At 66.4% G+C, this 21,359-nt stretch carries 21 protein-coding genes; 6 read left to right on the plus strand and 15 right to left on the minus strand.

Translation table 11 applies throughout. The features are described from left to right. Positions 1-43: 43 nt before the first annotated feature. The 4 genes from hisG to D6M19_RS13940 form a co-directional block, all read right to left on the minus strand. Positions 44-895, minus strand: a complete 852-nt coding sequence (gene hisG, locus D6M19_RS13925; protein WP_123025902.1) for an ATP phosphoribosyltransferase — start codon at positions 893-895, stop codon at positions 44-46. A gap of 5 nt (positions 896-900) precedes the next feature. Then, positions 901-1,182 carry a phosphoribosyl-ATP diphosphatase gene (locus tag D6M19_RS13930; RefSeq protein WP_123025810.1) on the minus strand — a complete coding sequence of 94 codons (282 nt, stop codon included), beginning with the start codon at positions 1,180-1,182 and terminating at the stop codon, positions 901-903. 45 nt (positions 1,183-1,227) lie between these two features. After that, complete coding sequence (locus D6M19_RS13935; RefSeq protein WP_123025811.1) at positions 1,228-2,703, minus strand: sugar porter family MFS transporter; 1,476 nt, start codon at positions 2,701-2,703, stop codon at positions 1,228-1,230. Between the two features lie 83 nt (positions 2,704-2,786). Continuing rightward, the gene (locus D6M19_RS13940) at positions 2,787-3,470 is read right to left on the minus strand and encodes an HAD family hydrolase (protein WP_123025812.1); all 684 of its coding nucleotides are present in this window, start codon (positions 3,468-3,470) and stop codon (positions 2,787-2,789) included. Between the two features lie 39 nt (positions 3,471-3,509). Between D6M19_RS13940 and D6M19_RS13945 the strand changes: the two genes are divergently transcribed. Beyond that, positions 3,510-4,319 (plus strand): SDR family oxidoreductase, encoded by an 810-nt coding sequence (locus D6M19_RS13945; protein ID WP_123025813.1) that lies wholly within the window; start codon positions 3,510-3,512, stop codon positions 4,317-4,319. 89 nt (positions 4,320-4,408) lie between these two features. Here D6M19_RS13945 and metH read toward each other — a convergent pair whose 3' ends face one another. Continuing rightward, entirely contained in the window at positions 4,409-8,071 is a 3,663-nt protein-coding gene (gene metH, locus D6M19_RS13950) for a methionine synthase (RefSeq protein ID WP_234834853.1), read from the minus strand. A 474-nt stretch (positions 8,072-8,545) separates the two neighbouring features. On the opposite strand from metH, the gene D6M19_RS13955 reads away from it, so the two are divergent. Then, complete coding sequence (locus D6M19_RS13955; RefSeq protein ID WP_123025815.1) at positions 8,546-9,436, plus strand: PAC2 family protein; 891 nt, start codon at positions 8,546-8,548, stop codon at positions 9,434-9,436. Between the two features lie 24 nt (positions 9,437-9,460). Here D6M19_RS13955 and D6M19_RS13960 read toward each other — a convergent pair whose 3' ends face one another. Genes D6M19_RS13960 through D6M19_RS13975 form a run of 4 tightly spaced genes read right to left on the minus strand, consistent with a single transcriptional unit; the run spans position 9,461 to position 13,838 of the window. Further along, positions 9,461-10,894, minus strand: coding sequence for a DUF1254 domain-containing protein (locus D6M19_RS13960; protein WP_123025816.1), 1,434 nt, complete (start codon positions 10,892-10,894; stop codon positions 9,461-9,463). Further along, positions 10,891-11,766, minus strand: coding sequence for an SDR family oxidoreductase (locus D6M19_RS13965; RefSeq protein WP_123025817.1), 876 nt, complete (start codon positions 11,764-11,766; stop codon positions 10,891-10,893). Before D6M19_RS13965 ends, D6M19_RS13960 begins: the two co-directional genes overlap by 4 nt. A 25-nt stretch (positions 11,767-11,791) precedes the next feature. After that, positions 11,792-13,030 carry a cysteine--1-D-myo-inosityl 2-amino-2-deoxy-alpha-D-glucopyranoside ligase gene (gene mshC, locus D6M19_RS13970; RefSeq protein WP_123025818.1) on the minus strand — a complete coding sequence of 413 codons (1,239 nt, stop codon included), beginning with the start codon at positions 13,028-13,030 and terminating at the stop codon, positions 11,792-11,794. Between the two features lie 10 nt (positions 13,031-13,040). Beyond that, positions 13,041-13,838 (minus strand): 3'(2'),5'-bisphosphate nucleotidase CysQ, encoded by a 798-nt coding sequence (locus D6M19_RS13975; protein WP_123025903.1) that lies wholly within the window; start codon positions 13,836-13,838, stop codon positions 13,041-13,043. A gap of 28 nt (positions 13,839-13,866) precedes the next feature. On the opposite strand from D6M19_RS13975, the gene D6M19_RS13980 reads away from it, so the two are divergent. Next, positions 13,867-14,934: a glycoside hydrolase family 183 protein gene (locus D6M19_RS13980; RefSeq protein WP_164478482.1), complete on the plus strand. Its 1,068-nt coding sequence runs from the start codon at positions 13,867-13,869 to the stop codon at positions 14,932-14,934. A 1-nt stretch (position 14,935) separates the two neighbouring features. Here the strand turns inward: D6M19_RS13980 and D6M19_RS13985 are convergent, their stop codons facing one another. The 5 genes from D6M19_RS13985 to D6M19_RS14005 are packed head-to-tail and all read right to left on the minus strand — an operon-like array spanning position 14,936 to position 18,264. Continuing rightward, positions 14,936-15,778 carry an Rv2133c family protein gene (locus D6M19_RS13985; RefSeq protein ID WP_123025820.1) on the minus strand — a complete coding sequence of 281 codons (843 nt, stop codon included), beginning with the start codon at positions 15,776-15,778 and terminating at the stop codon, positions 14,936-14,938. Continuing rightward, positions 15,762-16,343: an Rv2134c family protein gene (locus D6M19_RS13990; RefSeq protein WP_123025821.1), complete on the minus strand. Its 582-nt coding sequence runs from the start codon at positions 16,341-16,343 to the stop codon at positions 15,762-15,764. The genes D6M19_RS13985 and D6M19_RS13990 overlap by 17 nt, the downstream gene beginning before the upstream one ends. A gap of 21 nt (positions 16,344-16,364) precedes the next feature. Continuing rightward, complete coding sequence (locus D6M19_RS13995) at positions 16,365-17,072, minus strand: histidine phosphatase family protein (RefSeq protein ID WP_123025822.1); 708 nt, start codon at positions 17,070-17,072, stop codon at positions 16,365-16,367. Then, positions 17,069-17,899, minus strand: coding sequence for an undecaprenyl-diphosphate phosphatase (locus tag D6M19_RS14000; protein ID WP_123025904.1), 831 nt, complete (start codon positions 17,897-17,899; stop codon positions 17,069-17,071). The genes D6M19_RS13995 and D6M19_RS14000 overlap by 4 nt, the downstream gene beginning before the upstream one ends. A 44-nt stretch (positions 17,900-17,943) precedes the next feature. Then, positions 17,944-18,264 (minus strand): hypothetical protein, encoded by a 321-nt coding sequence (locus D6M19_RS14005; RefSeq protein ID WP_123025823.1) that lies wholly within the window; start codon positions 18,262-18,264, stop codon positions 17,944-17,946. Positions 18,265-18,345: 81 nt separating this feature from the next. On the opposite strand from D6M19_RS14005, the gene D6M19_RS14010 reads away from it, so the two are divergent. From D6M19_RS14010 to D6M19_RS14020, 3 genes are read left to right on the plus strand one after another with little or no spacing between them, the layout of a single operon-like run. Further along, positions 18,346-19,380, plus strand: coding sequence for a YncE family protein (locus D6M19_RS14010; RefSeq protein ID WP_407665338.1), 1,035 nt, complete (start codon positions 18,346-18,348; stop codon positions 19,378-19,380). A 22-nt stretch (positions 19,381-19,402) separates the two neighbouring features. Then, on the plus strand, positions 19,403-19,660 hold the full coding sequence (locus tag D6M19_RS14015) for a DUF5703 family protein (protein ID WP_123025825.1): 258 nt from the start codon (positions 19,403-19,405) through the stop codon (positions 19,658-19,660). Between the two features lie 7 nt (positions 19,661-19,667). Then, on the plus strand, positions 19,668-20,729 hold the full coding sequence (locus tag D6M19_RS14020; RefSeq protein ID WP_123025905.1) for a quinone-dependent dihydroorotate dehydrogenase: 1,062 nt from the start codon (positions 19,668-19,670) through the stop codon (positions 20,727-20,729). 81 nt (positions 20,730-20,810) lie between these two features. Here D6M19_RS14020 and D6M19_RS14025 read toward each other — a convergent pair whose 3' ends face one another. Beyond that, positions 20,811-21,341, minus strand: a complete 531-nt coding sequence (locus tag D6M19_RS14025) for a YbhB/YbcL family Raf kinase inhibitor-like protein (RefSeq protein ID WP_123025826.1) — start codon at positions 21,339-21,341, stop codon at positions 20,811-20,813. Positions 21,342-21,359 lie beyond the last annotated feature (18 nt).

Genomic DNA, 21,359 nt, shown 5'->3' on the forward strand with positions numbered 1-21,359 from the left:
CACCCGGACGCTAACACGCAGGCCGGGGCATGGCCGGGCTTAGTCAGAAGCGGCAGAACCTGATGTCGGAGGCCAGTATTGCCTTGGCGCCGATGCCTGCCAGCTCGTCCATGATCGCGTTGACGTCGCGGCGCGGAACAAGTGCGCGCACCGCCACCCAAGCCGGATCGGCGAGCGGTGCGATGGTCGGCGACTCAAGGCCGGGAGTGACCGCGGTGGCCGCCTCCAGCACGGTGCGCGGGCAGTCGTAGTCCAACATCAGGTACTGCTGGCCGAACACCACACCCTGCACGCGTGCGGCCAACTGCTCACGGACCGCGGCGTTGTTGTCGCCGGGGTCGGTGCGTTCGATCAGCACTGCCTCCGAATCGCACAACGGCTCGCCGAAGGCGACCAGGCCGTGCAGGCCAAGCGTACGGCCGGAGCCGACCACATCGGCGATGGCGTCGGCCACACCGAGCGCGACAGAGATCTCCACGGCGCCGTCGAGGCGGATGACGGTCGCCTCGATCCCGTTGGCCGCCAGATCTTTTCGAACAAGGTGGGGAAACGCGGTGGCGATTCGCTTGCCAGCGAGGTCGGCTATGGTCCAGTCGCGGCCGGCGGGGGCGGCGTACCGGAACGTGGACGAACCAAAACCAAGAGCCAGCCGCTCGCGGACGGGAGCGTCGGATTCGGCGGCCAGGTCGCGGCCTGTGATGCCGAGGTCCAGTTGCCCCGATCCGACATAGATCGCAATGTCCTTGGGGCGCAGGAAGAAGAACTCGACATTGTTGATCGGATCGACGACCGTCAGATCTTTCTGATCGGACCGTCGGCGGTAACCGGCCTCCGACAGGATCTCGGCGGCCGGCTCGCTCAGCGTGCCCTTGTTGGGCACAGCGACCCGCAGCATGCCGTTCACAGCTTCTGGTAGACGTCGTCGAGGGAAAGACCACGAGAGATCATCAGCACCTGCGTCCAGTACAGCAACTGGCTGATCTCCTCGGCGAGCGCGTCGTCACCCTCGTGCTCGGCCGCCAGCCACACCTCGCCGGCCTCCTCGATGATCTTCTTGCCCAGCCCGTGCACGCCGCCGTCCAGCGCGGCGACCGTGCCGCTGCCGTCCGGCCGGGTGCGCGCTTTCTCGCTGAGCTCGGCGAACAGCGCATCGAAGGTCTTCACGGGACGCGATTGTGTCACGGCGCCGCGAGCAAAGTCACGGCGGTTTCGCCACGGTCCCTACCCTCAGGTGGACGCCTTGGGCGACGTTTGGTGCAGGATCTCGCCGTGCATGTCCTCCAGTGAAACGCCCTTGGTCTCCATGACCCACCGCCACACGAACAGACCCGAAAGCACCGCACACAGCCCGTAGAAGCCGTATGCGAGGCCAAGGTGATCACGCAGGCCGGGGAACGTGACGGTGATCAGCCAGTTGGCCACCCACTGGCCGGCCGCGGCCAGGCCCAGCGCGGCGGCCCGGATGCGGTTCGGGAACATCTCGCCGAGCAATACCCAGACCACCGGGCCCCAGGACATGCCGAACGCGACGACGAACAGGTTCGCCGCGATCAGTGCGATCCAGCCGGACACCCCAGGCAGGGTCGGCTGGCCTTCGGCGTTGAGCGTTGCGTTGGCGAAGATGACCGACATGGTGATGAGCGTGACGGCCATGCCCGAGGACCCGATGAGCAGCAGCGGCTTGCGCCCGATCTTGTCGATGAAGGCGATCGCGATCAGCGTGGTCAACACGTTGATCACCGAGGTGATCACGGTGTTGATGGCCGCAACGTCGGCGCTGTATCCGACTGCCTGCCACAGCACGTTGGAGTAGTAGAAGATCACGTTGATGCCGACGAACTGCTGGAAGATCGACAGCCCGAGGCCGACCCACACGATGCCGTAGATCCCGCCGGTCGGCTTCTTCAGATCGCGCAGGGACGGCTTGTCCTCGCGTTCCAGAGACTCCTTGATCCGGTCGATGGTGATCTCGAGGTTCTTCTCGCCCAGCAGCATGTTGAGTACCCGCCGCGCCTCCGGAATCTTGTGACTGGCAACCAGATACCGCGGAGATTCGGGAATGGTGAAGGCCAGGACCCCGTAGAGGATGGCCGGCAGCGCCATCGCGAGGAACATCCAACGCCAGGCGTCGAGACCGAACCACAGAACTTCGTTGGGTCCACCCGCCAGCCGTTGCAGCAGATAGTTGATGGCGAACGACAGGAAGATGCCGGACACGATCGCCAGCTGCTGCAACGAACCGAGTCGGCCGCGGATCCGCGGAGGTGAAGTTTCGGCGATGTAGGCAGGGGCGATCACCGACGCCACGCCGACGCCGATGCCGCCGACGATGCGGAACAGCACCACCGTCCAGACCTCGTGCGCGAAGCCGGTGCCGAATGCGCTGATGAGGAACAGCACTGCGGCGATCTTCATGACCGCGATGCGGCCGATCTTGTCGGCGATCCAGCCTGCCGTCATCGCCCCCGCTGCCGCACCCAAGAGCGCTGAGGCGACGGCGAAACCGAGTTCGGCGTTGCCGATGCCGAAATCCTCTTGGATCGAGTCGACCGCACCGTTGATCACCGCGCTGTCGTAACCGAACAGCAGGCCGCCGAGCGCGGCGACAGAAGCGATTCGGACGGCAGTGCCGCCCGACGAGAAGTCATCGTCGGCGATCGGTAGTGAGGATTCATCCCCGGCGGGGGTGTTGGAGCCTGCCATGGGCGTCCCTTTCGCAGCGTTGCGTGACCCAGGTCACATGAGTACCCCTGTCTTACCACTGGCAGGTGCGCTGCGGGGTGAACTTAGGCCGAGCGTTCTCCTGCGCCGCCGACGAGGGCGGCATGGATACGTCGCAGCGCGGCGGCGTCCACCCCGCTCAGCGAACTCAAGTGAGTTCGCCCCATCCCGCGGGGCACTTCGACGTCGTTCGGCACCACAAGGACGGGGCACCCCGCGCCCTCGGCCGCCGCTGTCCCCGTCACCGAGTCCTCGACTGCCAGGCACTGCCGCGGCGCCATTCCCAGCAACTCGGCGGCCCGCAGATACGGGTCCGGAGCGGGCTTGCCGTTGACGACCTCGTCGCCGCAGACCGTGGCCGCGAAATAAATTCGGCCGATGCCGTTGAGCGCACGCTCGGTCAGCTCGCGCTGTGTGTTGGTCACCAGCGCCATCGGAGTGCCTTCGGCGGCAAGCTCTTCCAGTAACTCGTGCGCCCCCGCGCACCACGGCAAACCGCCATCGAACAGGTCGGCGGTGTAGTCGTTGAGCCAGCGACTGGACTCGGCCATCGCCTCGGGATCGAGTTCGAGCCCGAGGTCTGTGTAGACGATCCGCATGGTGTTCTCCGCGACGCTGCCGACCATCGACGCCCTGACCTCAGGCGTCAGTTCGCCGCCGAGTTTCTCGTACAGGGCGGCCAACGACACGTCCCACACTTTTTCGGAGTCGACGAGGGTGCCGTCCATGTCCCACAGCACCGCTTTCACGTCCGCGATTGTGTCACGGGCGGCACGTAGCGTGAAATCATGACCATTCTTGTGACCGGGGCCACCGGCAACATCGGCAGGCGCATCGTCGATCACCTTATCGACATGGGCGCCAACGACATCCGCGCATTGACCACCGATCCGGTCAAGGCGAACCTGCCCGCCGGTGTCACCCCGGTGATCGGGTACCTGGGCAGGCCCGAGTCGATTTCGGCTGCTTTGGCCGGCGTCGATCGAATGTATCTCGCGCCGCTGCCCAAGACGCTGGACCTGACACTCGAACTGGCCAGGGCGGCCGACGTCTCCTATCTCGTTGCGCTGTCCGGCGTCGGACACTGGCAGGCCCACGCCGACGCCGTCGCTTCCTCCGGCCTGGCTAATACGCAACTCGGGCCGGGCGAGTTCCTGGAGAACCTTGCCCTGTGGGCCGACCAGATCAAGACCACGGCGACCGTGCGCGACCCGTATCCGGGTGTGGTGGAGGCACCGATCTCGATGGACGACATCGCGAGGGTCGCCGCGGCGCTGCTGATGAATCCGGAGCAGTCTCATCACGGCCGGATGTATGCGATCACCGGCCCGGAGTCGTTGACCCGCGCACAGATCGCCGAACAGATCGGGGTCGGTATCGGCGTCGACGTCGCGTTCGAGCAGTGCAACCGGGATGAGGCGATCGAAGCACTGCAACCGGCGATGGGCGCCGAGGCCGCCTGGTATCTCGACACCGTTGCCGATTTCATCGACAAGCCGCAGGCTGCCAATCAGCTGGTTGCCGAGCTCACCGGCGTGCCCGCCCAGTCGGTCGCCGACTGGGCGCGACAGAACGCCGCGCTGTTCGGCGTGGGTTAGACGTTGAAGTACTTGGCCTCCGAAGGTGAACCGAAATCGTTCGGCCGCATGGTGTTTCGGCTCGGTGAGCGCAACGACGCCGTCACAGCTCAGTCCTCCGGGTTGTAGCCTAGGTTGGGGCCGAGCCAGCGCTCGGCTTCCTGCAGGGTCCAGCCCTTGCGCCTCGCGTAGTCGGCGACCTGGTCCTGGGCCAACCGGCCGACCACGAAGTACTGCGATTGCGGGTGCGAGAAATACCAGCCGCTGACGGCGGCACCGGGCCACATCGCCATCGACTCGGTCAGCTCGATGCCGGTCCGCTCCTGGACGTCCATCAACTCCCAGAGCGTCGCCTTCTCGGTGTGCTCCGGGCAGGCCGGGTAGCCGGGGGCGGGGCGGATGCCCACGTACTTCTCACCGATGAGCGCCTCGTTGTCCAGCTGCTCGTCGGGCTGGAATCCCCAGAACTCCTTGCGGACCCGTTGGTGCATCCGTTCGGCGAACGCCTCTGCCAGCCGGTCGGCGAGCGATTCCAGCAGGATCGCGTTGTAGTCATCGTTGGCCGCCTTGAACTCGGCGATCAAGGCTGCGCTGCCGAGCCCCGTGGTGACGGCGAACGCGCCGACGTAGTCGGCCAGACCGGTGTCCTTGGGCGCGACGAAGTCGCCGAGGCTCCGGTTCGGGATACCGTCCCGGTGCTCACCCTGCTGGCGCAGGTTGTGCAACGTGGTCAGCACTTCGGTACGGGTCTCGTCGGTGTATACCTCGATGTCGTCGCCGACCGCGTTGGCCGGGAAGAACCCGATCACGCCGTTGGCGGTCAGCCACTTCTCCTTGATCAGGGTGTCGAGCATCTCCTGGGCGTCGTCGTACAGCTTGCGGGCCGTCTCGCCCGAGACCGGGTTGTTGAGGATGTCGGGGAACCTGCCCTTCATCTCCCAGGCGTTGAAGAACGGCTGCCAGTCGATGTACTCGCGCAGCTCGGCGACGTCGTAATCCAGGAACTCCCGCACGCCGAGCCCCTGGGCGGGCACCGGCGGTGTGTAGGCGTCCCATTCGATCGGCGTCCGGTTGGCGCGGGCCTTCTCCAGCGTCAGCATCGGCCGCTCACTCTTCTGGGCGTGCCGTTCGCGCAGTGACGCGTAATCCTTCTCGGTGGCCTCGAGGAGGGCCGGCCGCTGCTTGTCGTCGAGGAGCGCGGCGGCCACCGGCACCGAGCGAGAAGCGTCTTTGACCCAGACCACCGGACCGGTACGACGCGGCGACACCTTTACGGCCGTGTGAGCCCGCGAGGTAGTCGCGCCACCGATCAGCAGTGGGATCTCCAGCTCCTGACGCTCCATCTCGACGGCGAAGTTGACCATCTCGTCCAGGGATGGGGTGATCAGGCCGGAAAGCCCGATGATGTCGGCGTTGTGTTCCTTCGCCGCGTCCAGGATCTTCTGGGCAGGCACCATCACACCGAGGTCGATCACTTCGTAGTTGTTGCACTGCAGGACGACCCCGACGATGTTCTTGCCGATGTCGTGGACGTCACCCTTGACGGTCGCCATGATGATCGTGCCGTTGGTGTCCTTGCTCGCGGCGGCACCGGACTGTTCCTTCTCCGCCTCGATGAATGGCAGCAGGTACGCCACGGCCTTCTTCATCACCCGGGCCGACTTCACGACCTGCGGCAGGAACATCTTGCCCGAACCGAAGAGGTCACCGACGACGTTCATGCCGTCCATCAGCGGGCCCTCGATGACTTCGATCGGGCGACCGCCTGCGGCCTCGATCTCGGCCCGCAACTCCTCGGTGTCCGCATCGACGTTGGCGTCGATCCCCTTGACCAGGGCGTGCGTAATGCGCTCACGGATCGGGAGGTTGCGCCACTCGGCTGCCACCGGGTCGTCGGCCTTCTCGGAACTATTGAACCGTTCGGCGATCTCCAGGAGCCGCTCGGCCGCGTCCTCGCGCCGGTTCAGGACGACGTCCTCGATCCGGTCCCGCAGCTCGGGGTCGATCGAGTCGTAGGGCACCAGCGCACCCGCGTTGACGATGCCCATGTCAAGGCCGGCCTTGATGGCGTGGAACAGGAACACCGCGTGGATCGCCTCGCGGACGGGGTTGTTGCCTCGGAACGAGAACGACACGTTCGAGATACCGCCGGAGATGTGCACCCCGGGAAGGTTCTCCTTGATCCAGGCACAGGCCTTGATGAAGTCGATCCCGTACGTCGCATGCTCCTCGATACCGGTCGCCAGCGCGAAGCAGTTCGGGTCGAAGATGATGTCCTCGGCCGGGAAGCCGACCTCGTCGGTCAGGATCCGGTAGGCGCGTCCGCAGATCTCCTTGCGGCGCTCCAGGTTGTCGGCCTGACCCTGTTCGTCGAAGGCCATCACGACGACGGCGGCGCCGTACTTGCGGCACAGCCGAGCCTCGCGGACGAACTTCTCCTCGCCCTCCTTCATGGAGATCGAGTTGACGATCGGCTTGCCCTGCACGTTCTTCAGGCCCGCCTCGATGACCTCCCACTTCGAGGAGTCGATCATCACCGGGACGCGGCTGATGTCCGGCTCGGCGGCGATCAGCTTGGTGAACCGGTCCATCGCGGCGACGCCGTCGATCATGCCCTCGTCCATGTTGATGTCGATGACCTGAGCACCGACCTCGACCTGCTGCAGGGCGACCGACAGCGCGGTGTCGTAGTCCTCGGCCTTGATGAGGTTGCGGAACCGAGCGGAACCGGTGATGTTGGTTCGCTCACCGATGTTGACGAACAGGGAGTCGTCGGTGATGTTCAGCGGTTCCAGGCCCGAGAGCCGGGTGGCCACCGGGATTTCCGGCAGCTCGCGCGGCGGTTTGCCCTCGACGACCTTGGCGATCTCGGCGATGTGCGGCGGCGCCGTTCCGCAGCAACCACCGACCAAGTTGACCAGGCCGGCCTCGGCGAACTCGGCGATGTAGCCGGCCTGAGCCTCCGGGGACTCGTCGTACTCGCCGAAGGCGTTGGGCAGGCCGGCGTTCGGGTAGCAGGACACGAAGGTGTCCGCGATCCGCGCCACCTCGGCGATGTATGGCCTCATCTCCGGCGCGCCCAGGGCGCAGTTGAGGCCGACCGCGATCGGCTTCGCGTGCCGGATCGCGTTCCAGAACGCTTCGGTGACCTGACCGGACAACGTCCGCCCCGAGGCATCGGTGATGGTGCCCGAGATGATCAACGGCCAGCGGCGTCCGCGCTCCTCGAACAGCGTCTCGACGGCGAACACCGCCGCCTTGGCGTTCAGCGAATCGAAAATCGTCTCGATGATGAGGAGATCGGCACCACCATCGACCAGTCCGTTGGCGGCATCGAGGTAGGCGGCGACCAGCTGGTCGTAGGAGACGTTGCGGGCTCCGGGGTCGTTGACGTCCGGCGAGATCGACGCGGTCCGCGTCGTCGGCCCGAGGGCGCCGGCCACGTAGCGGGGCTTCTCCGGAGTGCTGAACTCGTCGGCGGCCGCCCGCGCAAGCGCGGCTCCGGCGTAGTTCAGCTCGTATGCGAGCTCATGCATGTCGTAGTCGGAGAGCGACACCGCGTTCGCGTTGAACGTGTTGGTCTCGAGGATGTCGGCACCCGCCTCGAGGTACTCGCGGTGGATCCCCTCGATGATCTGCGGCTGGGTCAGGTTGAGCAGGTCGTTGTTGCCTTGCAGAGCGGTCGGCCACTCGCTGAACCGTTCGCCGCGGTAGCCGGCCTCGTCGGGGCGGTCCCGCTGGATCGCCGTGCCCATCGCGCCGTCGATCACCATGATCCGCTGGCGCAGAGCAGCCGTCAGTTCATCGGTGCAGTCGGGGCGGATGTTCGGCTCCCCGATCTTCGGCTCAAGGACGTTCACGTGCGTTCCTTCCGTAACGGAAGGCGTCCTTTACTCCGTCGAGCGTGGCGGCTACCGGTAGCGACCCGGAGCCGTTGCAACGCCTCTCGACCAGGAAAGTCTACGTCGTCACCCGATCGACGTCCGGACGCCCAGTTCATTGCACTTGAGCGACAGCTCGCGAACCTTATCGGCAGTGTCAGCCGCAATGTCGTGCCCCAGAGGTTAACCAGATTGCAGGCGAACGTATTTCGTATCGACCGCGCCCTCACCGTTGTTGACGTCGCCGAGGGTCGGGTCGTACGGATGGTCGTTCGCGAATGTCACATAAACAGGGTAGTCGGTCTACCAAGTCGGGCTCGTGTCCAGTAGGGCTCGCCAAGCCCGTTCAAGCCTTAGGCTGGCGTAGTGACCCCGTCGGATGCGACCGGCCGCAAGCCCGCCGACCTGCCCGAACTCCGCAACACCATCGTGGTTGCGGCGTTCGAGGGGTGGAACGACGCCGGCGACGCGGCCAGCGACGCGCTGGAGCACCTCGACGCCATCTGGGAGGCCGAACCGATCATCGAGATCGACGATGAGGCCTACTACGACTACCAGGTGAACCGGCCGGTGATTCGCCAGATCGACGGCGTGACCCGTGAGCTGGTGTGGCCGTCGATGCACATCTCGCATTGCCGCCCGCCGGGCAGCGAGCGTGACATCGTGCTGATGCACGGCGTCGAGCCGAATATGAGATGGCGCACATTCTGCGCCGAGCTTCTGGCCATCACCGACAAGCTCAACGTCGACACCGTCGTCATCCTCGGCGCATTGCTCGCCGACACGCCGCACACCCGGCCGGTGCCGGTGTCGGGCGCCGCCTACTCCCCCGACTCGGCGAAGTTCTTCGGGCTGGAGGAGACCCGCTACGAGGGCCCGACCGGGATCGCAGGCGTGTTCCAGGACGCCTGCGTGGCCGCGGGCATTCCCGCGGTCACATTCTGGGCGGCGGTACCGCATTACGTCTCGCAGCCACCCAATCCCAAGGCCACCGTCGCACTTCTGCGCCGCGTCGAGGACGTCCTCGACATCGAGGTGCCGCTCGCCGACCTGCCGACCCAGGCCGAAGAGTGGGAGGAAGCGGTCACCGAGATGACGGCCGAGGACGAGGAAATCGCGGAGTACGTGGCCTCCCTCGAGCAGCGCGGCGACGCCGAGGTGGACATGACAGAAGCGCTTGGCAAGATCGACGGCGACGCGCTGGCCGCCGAGTTCGAGCGCTATCTACGTCGGCGCGGGCCGGGGTTTAGAGGCTAAGAGTCTGCGCGAGCGTGCGGTGTTCTAGACCTTCTCGGGTTTGGGCGCCTTCCAGGTTCCGTTGAGCGCGTCCGGTTTCGGCCAGTAGAGCCGGAGCACCACCACGAACGGGCCCTTCGGCGCGGGCAGCCAGTTGGACTCCTTGTCCGCGCCAGGCGACGCGTTCTGCAGGTAGAAGGTGTACCCGCCGTCCTTGTCGGGAACCAGGCTGGTCAACATCGGCGAGTTGATCAGGTAGCGGTTGATCGGGTTGGCGACGAGCAGGCTCTGCGGCAACTGATACATCGTCAACGACCAGAATGCATTCACCGGAGGAAGCTGATCCTTCGCGAATTTGTACACGTAGTTGTTCGCGCCGGTGAGCGGGGCGCCTGTGGAGTCGGTGAAGGACGAGGGATAGAGCGCCTCGGCGGCGGTGTTGCCGTAGATGCCGAGCACGGCGCCTGCCATCCGGTACAGGTAGTTGCCCTTCAAGTCGGCCGAGGTACCGAACAATTGCGCAGCGGTGACCTGATCGGTGTCGAGCTTTTCCTTCTTGAAGGCGTCGAACTCGGTCCACGCGTCGGCGATGCCGTCCTCGACCGCCTTGCGCATCTCCGGACTGAGCTTGTCGGCGTCGAAGTCGCCGTCGGGCCCGATTCCGATGGATGCGAACCGGTCCCGCAATTCCTTCTCGTCGGGTAGCACAGGGGCGTATCGCATTGCGAAGCCGAGGATTTCGAAGAACTGGGGCGACGTCTTCTGCTGGTCGGGTGTCAGGGGCGGAACGAAGTCGATCGCGGGCGCGGGAGCCGGCGGCGGCTGGTTCAAAAACACCGACAGCGGGGTGACCTGATACCCCGCCTGGATTTCCTTCACCTTGTCGAGGTCGGACGGTCCGAACAGCTGGGTGCGGTACAGCACGAGGTTCAGGTCGGTGTCGGACCGGATGACCTCGTTGACCCCCTCGGGCTTGTCACCCTTCCAGTTCGGTCCGGCCAGCAGATACTTTCCGCCCCCGTTGCCCGTGGTGCGGCTGCCGACGTAATGAAAGTTGGCGGTGTAGGCATCGATGAATTGCAGCGAGAAGTAGCGGTCCTGCTCGATCGGCGGAATCGTCAGGACAAGCGGTTCCGTGCGAAGGTCGGCACCGACCGCCGAATACGGGGTGTCCGAGTTCGGCGTCTGGATCGCGGTGTCCTCGGGCGTGTACACCCGTGCGGTGTTGTGTATCTCGTTCCAGCCGCCCTTGTACTCGGGATCCTGCTTGTTAACGAAGTAGGCGTACTGCACCCGGTAGTTGTCGACCATCGGAAAGCCCCAGATATAGACCTCTTTCGCGATTGCGCGGGCCTGATCGGGGGTGACGGCAGCCGGAGCCGGCGGCGGCGCAGACGTCATCGCCTCGTCTCCCTCCTTGGCCGTGCAGCCGGCAAGTACCACGAGCATGCTGAGCACCGCGAGCAGGCGGACCATCATTTCTGCACTTCCTGGGTGCGTGCACTCAACGACCGGCCCAGCGCCTCGACCTCGGCATCCATCTGCGGCAACAGTGTTGAAACCGACTTCAGTACCGGGGCCTCGCCGAGCCGGGTGGCGAGCAACGGCTTGAGCCAACGCAGCACCGCAACGTATTCGGGGCAGTAGACGTAGCGTTTGCGCTTTTCGATGCCCTTGACCAACGCCTCACCGCACGCCTCGACCGAGGTGGTTTTGCCAAGCGGGCCCGGCAGCGCGCCGAGCATTCTGCGGAAGCTCGGTAGGTCCGACTTGGCGTCCTGCACCAGCGGGGTGTCGATCCACAGCATGTGCGCGCAGCCCACGTCGACGCCGAGATGGGTGACCTCGAGGCGCAACGCGTTGGCGAACTGTTCGACTCCCGCCTTGGCGGCGCCATACGGCGCGAGGCCAGGCGACGCAGCGAAAGCCGCAGCGGAGGACACGATCAGCACGTAGCCGCGCCGGTCGATGACCGCGGGCAGTGCGGCGCGGACCGTGTTGAAGACGCCGACGATGTTGACGTCGACCAGAGTTCGAAATGCTTCGGGGTCGACCTTGAGAACCGAGCCGTAGGTCGAGATCCCGGCGTTGGCCATCACGACGTCGATGCCGCCGAACCGGTCGGTGGCGCGGGACGCCACATCCTGCATGGCCGCAAGGTCACGGACGTCGGCGACGGCCGTGAGCACCCGGTCCTCACCCAAGTCGCTACCGATCTCACGCAGGGCGGCCTCGTCGACATCGGTCAGCACGAGTTGGGCGCCGTTGGCGTGCAGGCGGCGGGCCACTTCCGCGCCGACGCCGCGGGCGGCGCCGGTGATCAGCACGACCTTCTGGTTCACGCCGCTCATCGAGCACTCCCTTTCCGTGGGTCCGCTAGAGCTTGATTCCGAGCAGTGCATCGACCGCTGTGGCCACCGTTTGCGGCGCCTTGCTGTCATGACCACCGTAGCTGAGCGCATCGATGCTCCAACCATCAAGCGCGGCAAGCGCTTTCGGAGTGTCGAGATCGTCGGCCAGATAGCCGCGCACCCGGGCAACCACATCGGTTGCATCGGGTCCGGCCGCCAATGTCGTCGCGTCGCGCCAGCGCTGCAGCCGGAGAGCCGCATCGGCAAGCACCGCGTCACTCCACGACCGGTCTGTGCGGTAGTGACCGGCCAACAGTCCCAGCCGGATCGCCGCCGGTTCGACGCCGTCGGCGCGCAATTGGGAGACCAGCACCAGGTTTCCCCGGCTCTTGCTCATCTTGTGGCCACCCCAGCCGATCATCCCCGCGTGCACGTAGTGTCGGGCGAATCGCCGCTCCCCCGTTACACATTCGGCATGGGCGGCGGAGAACTCGTGATGGGGGAAGATCAGGTCGCTGCCGCCGCCCTGGATGTCCAGCCCGGTGCCGATCCGGTCAAGGGCGATGGCCGCGCATTCCACATGCCAGCCCGGCCTGCCAGGGCCGAACGGCGACGGCCAGCTTGGCTCACCGGAACGCTGCGCCCGCCACAGCAGCGCGTCGAGGGCGTCGCTCTTGCCCGCACGGTCGGGGTCACCGCCACGCTCCCCGAACAGCCGCAACATGGTCTCGCGGTCGTATCCGGACTCGTAGCCGAACTGCGTGGTGGCGTCGGCCCGGAAATAGACGTCGGGGTACTCGGCGTCGTCGACGACGTAGGCCGCCCCCGAGGCGAGCATCTTCTCCACCAACTCGACGACCTCGCCGATGGCTTCCGTCGCCGCGACGTACGCATGCGGCGGAAGGATCCGCAACGCGGTCATGTCCTCGGCGAACAGCGCGGTCTCCCGGTCGGCGAGTTCACGCCAGTCGATGCCGTCGCGATTGGCCCGCTCGAACAGCGGATCGTCGACGTCGGTGATGTTCTGCACATAGTTCACCCGGTGACCCGAGTCGAGCCACAGCCGGTGCACCAGATCGAATGTCAGATAGGTAGCGGCATGGCCGAGATGCGTGGCGTCATACGGCGTGATGCCGCAGACGTACATGGTGGCTTCCTCACCCGCGGATACCGGTCGCACCTGCCGGTCTGCGGTGTCGTACAGCCGCAGCTGTGGACCACGACCGGGCAGTATCGGGATGCTAGGTGGCTGCCACGACTGCATGCCCTCGACTCTAGGGGGTTCGTCCTTGGCGGCCTCTGACGACCGACCGGATCCCGGTCAGCAGCACCTCGGCAAGCTCCAGACGGCACATCAACAGGTCGGGCAGATACGGGTCGCGGCGGTTGTAGATCAGCGGCGAACCGTCCAACCGCGACGCATGCAGACCCGCCGCCCTGACCACCCCCGCAGGGGCGGCCGAATCCCACTCCCACTGGCCGCCCGCATGTAGGTAGGCGTCGACCTCGCCGCTCACCACCGCCATCGCCTTGGCGCCCGCCGAGCCGATCCGGACCAGCTCGACATCCATCTGGTCGGCCAACCGCCACAGCACCGCGGGCGGGCGGCTCGCGCTGGCCGTGATCCGGATCGGCCCTTCGCCGCGCGGCGCGGGCGGGCTGACGGTGTCTGTGCGGAAGACCTTGCCGAACGCGGGCAGCGCCACCGCCGCGTCGGTGATTCCGCCGTCGGATCCACGTGACCCGCCGGCTCCGGTCCGCTGCCAGAGGGCGATGTGCACGGCCCAGTCATTGCGCCGAGTGGAGAACTCCCAGGTTCCGTCGAGCGGGTCGACGATCCACACCCGGTCGGCATCGACCCGCGACAGGTCGTCGACGGCCTCCTCCGACAGCACGGCATCGGCAGGCCGCTGGCGCGCCAACCCGTCCAGGATCAGCGTGTTGGCCCGCTTGTCCCCAGCGTCGCCGAGGTCATACGGATCCCACAAACCCTCCTCCTGCCATACCTCCAGAAGCAGTTCACCGGCTTCGCGGGCCAGCTCTGCGGCCAGCGCTGCGTCGGTGAGGGTCACAGGAGCAGTATTGCCGAATAATGAGGTGGTGACCGATCGGGGCATCAAGACCGCGCAGGTCGCACCACCGACGGTCAAGGTCGCCGACCTCACCGGCCCCGGCAGTTCTGCGGAGAAGTTCGGCGTCGGAGGCACCGATCTCGGCATCGCCGTCGCGCTCGCCGACGGCAGCACCGGGTTCATCTTCGGCGACACATTCGACGAGTGCCGCGCTGGAGGCCCCGGCTGGCGCAGCCCGGTGATGCTGCGGTCCGACGACACCTCGCTGCCCAGCCTGAACGACGGCATCACCTTCGACGATGCGGTCGGCGGTGACTACGCCCGCCAACTGTGGGACTACCAGCACGACGCACCGCCGTGGAAAGGCAGCGGGTACTCGACGGTGCTGCCCGCCGACGCCATCACGATCGACGGCCGGCTCTACCTGTTCGCCATGGTCAACCGCGGACTGCACAACGTGTTGTGGACCGAGATCAACTACAGCGACGATCGCGGCGAAACCTGGCATGACGCAGGGCCGGACGCCCGGCGGCTCGGTTCCCACATCGACGGTCGTCAGCAGCTGATCACCTGGGAGCACGACCCCGACTCCGGCTCGGTGTACGTCATCGCGAGCGCATTCAACCGTTGCGAGAATGCCTACCTCTACCGGGTGAAGGCCGCTGACCTGCTGGACCGCTCGGCATGGCACCCGTGGACCGGCGGTTGGTTCAACAACGACCCGATGCCGCTGCTACCTGCGGGCACCACGGTCGGCGAGATGAGCCTCCGCCGGGTCCAGAACCGTTGGGTGTTCAGCTATTTCGAGTCGAGCTCGGGAACAATTCGGGTCAAGGTGCTCAACCATCCGACCGACGATTTCCAGGCCGCGCACACGACGACGGTGCTCCGTAACACGTCGTGGCCTTCGCCTCGATGCAGCCCACCCGACGGGTGCACCACCGGCGCACTCAGCCAGCTCTACGGCGGCTACATCGTTCCCGGCTCGACGCTGCGCAACCTGCATCTGGTCGTCAGCCACTGGAACACCACCGACGAGTCCAACTGGCCATACCGCGCGATGCAGTACCGGCACAACGCGTCGGGGCCGGTCTAGCTCAGAATGCCGGCCACGGGATCGGGCGGTGCCGGTCCGGTGACGGCATCACCGGATTGTTCAGCAGCGCAACCGCTCTGCGCCGCAACGCATCGACCTCGCGACCAGTGATGTGCTCGCGCAACTGCTCGCCGAGCGTCCCACGCAGGTCGTCGCGCAGTCGGCCGACTGTCTCCAGCGTCTCGTCGTCGACGGGCTTACCCGCCCATCCCCACAGCACGGTGCGCAGTTTGTCCTCGACGTGCAGGCTCACACCGTGGTCGACGCCATAGACATGCCCGTCGACAGCGGACAGGATGTGCCCGCCCTTGCGGTCGGCGTTGTTGATCAGCACGTCGAACACCGCCATCCGGCGCAGCCGTACGTTGTCTGCGTGCACCAGGGTGACCTCGTCACCCGCGTAGTCGTAGGCGCGTAGCACCGGCAGGAAACCTGGCGGAATCCGGCCCGCGGGAAGCAGATCCACCAGATCGGGGCCGGCTTCGGGGTTCTCGCCCACCTCGTCTGCTTCGCTCCTCACGTCCGCGGTGTCGCCGGGTTGGTCCACCCACAGCTGAAGCATTCCTGCGCCTGCAGGCCCATCGCGAATGATGGTGTAGGGCACGATGTCCCAGCCCGAGGCGGCCGACACCAGGTACGCACCGAGCTCACGGCCGGCCAGCGTGCCGTCGGGGAAGTCCCACAGCGGAGCCTCACCGGCGATCGGCTTGTACACGCAATGCACCGTCAGTTCGTCGAGGTGTGCCTCGCAGAGAAATGTGGCGTTGCTCGCGGAACGGATTCGTCCGATGACGGTGAGTTCGCCGCCGCGCAACGCCTCCTCTTCGCTAGGCGTCGGGTTCATCGTCGGGCTCGAGCAGGCTCCGCCGATAGCCGTTGGTGCGCACGCAGATGTGGCCTTCCGGGTCGAGGGGCTCGTCGCAGAGCGGGCAGGGCGGCCTTCCTGCCGAGATGACCCGGTTGGACCGCGTCGCGAACTGACGCGCGGACTCCGGGGTGAGGAACACGCGCACAGCATCGGGCCCGTCCTCGGCGTCGTCGAGCACGACCGAGGCGTCGAACTCGGTTTCAGAGACCGCGAGCAGCTCCACAACCACCGTCTCCGCCTCTGAATCCCAGCCAAGGCCCATCGTGCCGACCCGGAACTCGGCGTCGACGGGCGTGACCAGCGGGCTCAGGTCCTCCACGTCGGCCTCCGGAGGTACCGGGGTGCCGAACCGTCGGTTGATCTCCACCAGCAGCGCCGCGATCCGTTCGGCCAGCACTGCGACCTGCTGCTTTTCCAATATCACGGAGACGACCCGCTTATCGTGTACCGCTTGCAGGTAGAAGGTGCGGTTCCCGGGCTGCCCGACGGTCCCGGCCACGAAACGGTCGGGTGTGCGGAAGACGTGGATTGCGCGAGCCATGGCTACTCCAAAATACCGCGCTCAGTCGGTCGTGCCGCCCACCACCGCGTCGCTCGGCGGCACGTCTTTCGCCTCGCTGTCGGAGGTTTCTGGCGGTTTGGCGGTCAAACCCGAAGCCAGTTGGTCGCCGGTGTGGTTCACGTGAACCACGAAGGGCCGCAGTGTTGTGTAACGGATCACACTCATCGACGCGGTGTCGGCGGTGATCCGCTGGAAACTGTCGAGGTGGGTGCCCAGTGCGTCGGCCACGATCGCCTTGATCACGTCGCCGTGCGTACAGGCAATCCACAGCACGTCGCCGCCGTGCTCCTCGGCGAGGCGACGATCGTGCTCGCGCACCGCCTCAACCGCGCGGGCCTGCACGTGTGCCAGGCCTTCGCCGCCGGGAAAGACCGCGGCGCTGGGCTGCTGCTGCACCACCGCCCACAGCGGCTCCTTGACCAGGTCGCCGATCTTGCGGCCGGTCCACTCGCCGTAGTCCACCTCGGAGATGCGGTCGTCGACGACAGGCTCGAGGCCGAGGGCGGCGGCCAACGGTTCGACGGTGCTCGCGCATCGCAGCAGTGGTGAACGCACCACCGCGCGGATCGGCAGCGACCCGATCCGGTCGACCAGCGCCCTGGCCTGCTCCCGACCCTTCTCGTCGAGGTCGACGCCGTCGCTGCGGCCCGCCAGCGTCTGCGCGGTGTTGGAGGTCGAGCGGCCGTGCCGCAGCAGGATGACTGTCACGTCGCGGCCACCACCCCCGTGCCGAGCAGGATCAGCACCGTCGTGCCGAGAACGACGCGATAGCCGACGAACCAGTACATGCTGTGGTGCGCCAGGAACTTCAGGAACCAGGACACCGCCGCGAAGCCGACGACGAACGCGATCAGGGTGGCCACCAGGAGTTGTGGGCCACTTGCACTCATCCCGTCCCCCACCGGATGAAACGCGTCGGGCAGCGAGAACAGGCCCGATGCGAACACCGCGGGGATGGCCAGCAGAAAGCCGAACCGGGCGGCCAACTCGCGGTTCTGCCCGAGAAACAAGCCTGCGCTGATCGTTGCGCCGGACCGAGAAACCCCCGGCACCAGCGCCAGGCACTGGGCAAGGCCGACGGTCACGCTGTCGCGCCAGCTGAGCTGCTCGACATCGCGGGTCTGCCGGCCGAATCGCTCGGCGGCCGCGATCACCGCCGAGAACACCACCAAGGCGGACGCGATCAGCCAGAGATTCCTTGCCCCCGTGCGGATTTCGTCCTTGAAGAGTAGTCCCAACACGGCGATTGGGATGGTGCCGACGATGACGTACCAGCCAAGGCGGTAATCGGCGTTGCGGGCGGCGGCGTTGAAAAGGCCGCCGACCCAGGCCTTGACGATGCGTACGATATCGCGGGCGAAGTACACCAGCACCGCGAACTCGGTGCCCAGTTGGGTTACCGCAGTGAACGATGCGCCCGCGTCATCGGCGAAGAACACCCGCGAGGCGATCGCCAAATGCCCCGACGAGGACACCGGCAGGAACTCGGTGAGCCCCTGCAGGATCGACAGCACGACAACTTGCAGCCATGACATTGCCGGCGCCTCGATCACGACGACGACCGTACCGTGCGGGTTCGTCAGCGTGCTGTGCGCGGCACCGGTTGTGCGCCGGCCAACGCGTCCCGCACTGCTGCGGTGAGGCTGCGTTCGTCGAACAGGTCGATGTCACCGACCTTGCGCGTCGCGGCGGCCACCACGTCCTCGGCCTGCGGAACCGGCCCCGCGAGCCGGGGACGGTAGATCTCGACGATCAGCTGCTGATGCTCGACGTGGAAGGAGAAACTGCGCCCGTCGCCCAGCTGACCGAAACCGCTGGCGTGCAGACCCGTCGAAATGTCTTCGACGGCGAACCCTTTTTCCCTTTTGTCGGCCGAATCAGGGCTGGGCGCGAGGCTCATGACCGAACCCTACCGCTCGGGCAGGCATGCCTACACTTGCTGTTCGACTGCTGTCCACTTCGCACGCACGAAAGCTACCCGTTGCTAACACGTATCAAACATGCAGGTCAGGTGGCTTGTTGTGGTGTGCTCGTTTTTATCGGGTGTGGTGTGACGGCGTGCACATCGGACGCCACCGACGCGCCGCCGCCGACGATCGCACCCGCCGAGGCCGCGGTTTCCCCTCCCACGAACAAGCCGCCCGCGGGGGTCGTTCGCCCGATCGCGGGTCATGCGAAGTCCGTGCTGTTCGACCCCGCGACGGCGTCGTTGGTGGTGCTCGGGCCCGATAAGGCCGGACCCGCCGTGGTCACCGTGCTGCCTGCCAAGGGTCTTGGCCGCGCCGTGTCCCTACCCGCCGCGGCAACGGCGATGACCGGCGACAACAGTGGCCACGCCTACGCGTCGACGCGGGGCGGGTATTTTGTGGTCGATATCGCGCAGGGCCGGGTGAACCGGGTGCCGGTCGAGGGCCAGGACGGCACCGAATTCACCGCGATCGCCCGCCGCGCCGACGGCAGGCTGGTTCTCGGCAGCGCCGACGGTGCCGTCTACACGCTGAGCTCCGACACCGCCGTCGGGGCAGAGTTGAAGATCTTTGCTCGGGTTGATGCTCTTGTCGCACAGGGGAATACGGCCGTGGTACTGGATCGCGGCCAGACCTCGGTGACGACCGTCGACGCGAGTGGGAGCAAGGCCGAGCACGCGTTGCGCGCCGGTGAAGGGGCCACCACGCTGGCTGTCGACCCGGCGGGCAGGGTATTGGTCGCCGACACCCGTGGAGACGCCCTGCTGGTATTCGGCACCGACCCGCTGATGCTGCGTCAGCGCTACCCGGTGCGGGACGCGCCCTACGGCCTGGCTGGGTCGACCCGGCTGACCTGGGTGTCACAGACCACCACAAATATGGTCATTGGTTACGATCTGGCCACCGGAATACCTGTCGAGAAGGTGCGTTATCCAACCGTGCAGCAGCCGAACTCCCTGGCCTACGACGAGGCGTCTGGCACCCTGTATGTGGTGTCGGGTTCCGGAGCCGGGGTGCAGGTGATCACCGACGCCGGAGGCGCGCGATGACAGAAGACACCGGAGTGAGCCGGTGACGTCAGTTCAGCGTGGCCTCATGCCGCCGGGCTGGGATGCCGACCTGTCAGACGAATACGAGTGGGTGCCGCTGCGCCTGCCGCCTGACCTCACCCGTATCAGCGCGTCCACCAGGTTGTCGATCGAAGCGGAATACCGCGGCTGGGAGCTGACCCGCGTGCGGCTGTACACCGACGGCAGTCGCCGAGTGCTGTTGCGACGCAAGAAGTCCGCCGTCAACAGCCTGGACATCGCCGACCAGCCGGCGATGTAGTCGCGTGATTTACCGCGCCGTTCGGGGGGCGTTCTTCCTTGTCCCCGCCGAGCGTATCCACACCTGGGTCTTCAACGCGCTGCGCACCGCCACGTCCACGACACCTTCCCGTCGCGCGTTGGCGAAGCGGTTGGCGCCGTGCGATCCCGTGCTGGAAAGCGCCGTGTTCGGCGTTCGATTCCCCGGGCCGATGGGGCTGGCGGCCGGCTTCGACAAGAACGGCGCCGGACTGGCCGCCTGGGGCGCGTTGGGCTTCGGATACGCCGAGGTCGGCACCGTGACCGCGCAGGCACAGCCGGGCAATCCCCGGCCGCGGATGTTCCGGCTGCCCCAGGACCGGGCGCTGCTCAACCGGCTGGGCTTCAACAACAACGGAGCGGGCGAGCTCGCGCTGCGCCTGGCGCGGCACACGCCCGATGTGCCGATCGGGGTCAACATCGGCAAGACCAAGGTCGTGCCGGTCGAGCGCGCCGTCGACGACTACCGGGAGAGCGCCCGGCTGGTAGGCCCGCTGGCGGCCTACCTGGTGGTCAATGTGAGCTCACCGAATACGCCCGGGCTGCGCGACCTGCAGGCCGTCGAATCGCTGCGGCCCATTCTGGCCGCGGTGCTGGAAGAGACGAGCACACCGGTTCTGGTCAAGATCTCACCCGATCTATCCGACGCTGATGTCGACGAGATCGCTGATCTGGCAGTCGAATTGGGACTGGCGGGCATCGTCGCAACCAACACGACGGTGTCCCGTGACGGCCTGCTGACGCCCGGGGTGGACGAGCTAGGCGCCGGCGGAATATCCGGCCCGCCGGTCGCCCGCCGGTCGGCGGAGGTGCTGCGCCGGCTTTACCGGCGGGTGGGCGACCGACTGGTGTTGATCAGTGTCGGCGGCATCGAGACCGCCGACGACGCGTGGGACCGCATCACCTCAGGAGCCTCGCTGTTGCAGGGCTACACCGGATTCGTCTACGGCGGCGGCTTGTGGGCCAAGCACATTCACGACGGCATCGCCAGGCGCCTACACGACGGCGGGTTCTCGACGCTGGCTGACGCCGTCGGCTCTGCGGTCCGCTAGCGATTTTTCTACCGTCTACCGTCGCGAGCGCACACCTAGGTACAGAAAAGTGGCTCGAAACCGTACAAGGGTGAGCGCTCGCTAGTTCTGTTCGTAGGTGCCGTGAATGATCGCCCTCGCGATCGCCTGCTGGAACAGGTTGAAGCCGAGATATGCCGGGGTGGCCCCCTGCGGCAGGTCCAGCTTCTCCGCCCCGACCGCGTGCACCACGACGTAGTAGCGGTGCACGCCGTGCCCTGGCGGCGGTGCGGCGCCGATGAAGCGCTTCACCCCTGCGTCGTTCGTCAATGTCATTGCCTCGCCCGGCAACCCGCTACCGTCCCCGACACCGGCAGGCAGGTCGGTGACGGTGGCAGGCAGGTTGGCGACGGCCCAGTGCCAGAAGCCAGATGCCGTCGGCGCGTCGGGGTCGTAAACGGTCACGGCGAAGCTGCGCGTCTCCTCGGGGAACCCCGACCAGCTCAGCTGCGGGGAAACATCCTCGCCGCCCGCGCCCATGATGCCGCTGACCTGATCGTTGGACAACGCGCCACCATCGGTGAACGACTCGGACGTCAGCGTGAATGAGGGCAGCTTCGGCAAGAAGTCGTATGGGTTGTACGGAAAAGCCATCGGTCGTCCTTTCAATTT

It is taken from the genome of Mycolicibacterium stellerae (assembly GCF_003719305.1).
Classification (GTDB): domain Bacteria; phylum Actinomycetota; class Actinomycetes; order Mycobacteriales; family Mycobacteriaceae; genus Mycobacterium; species Mycobacterium stellerae.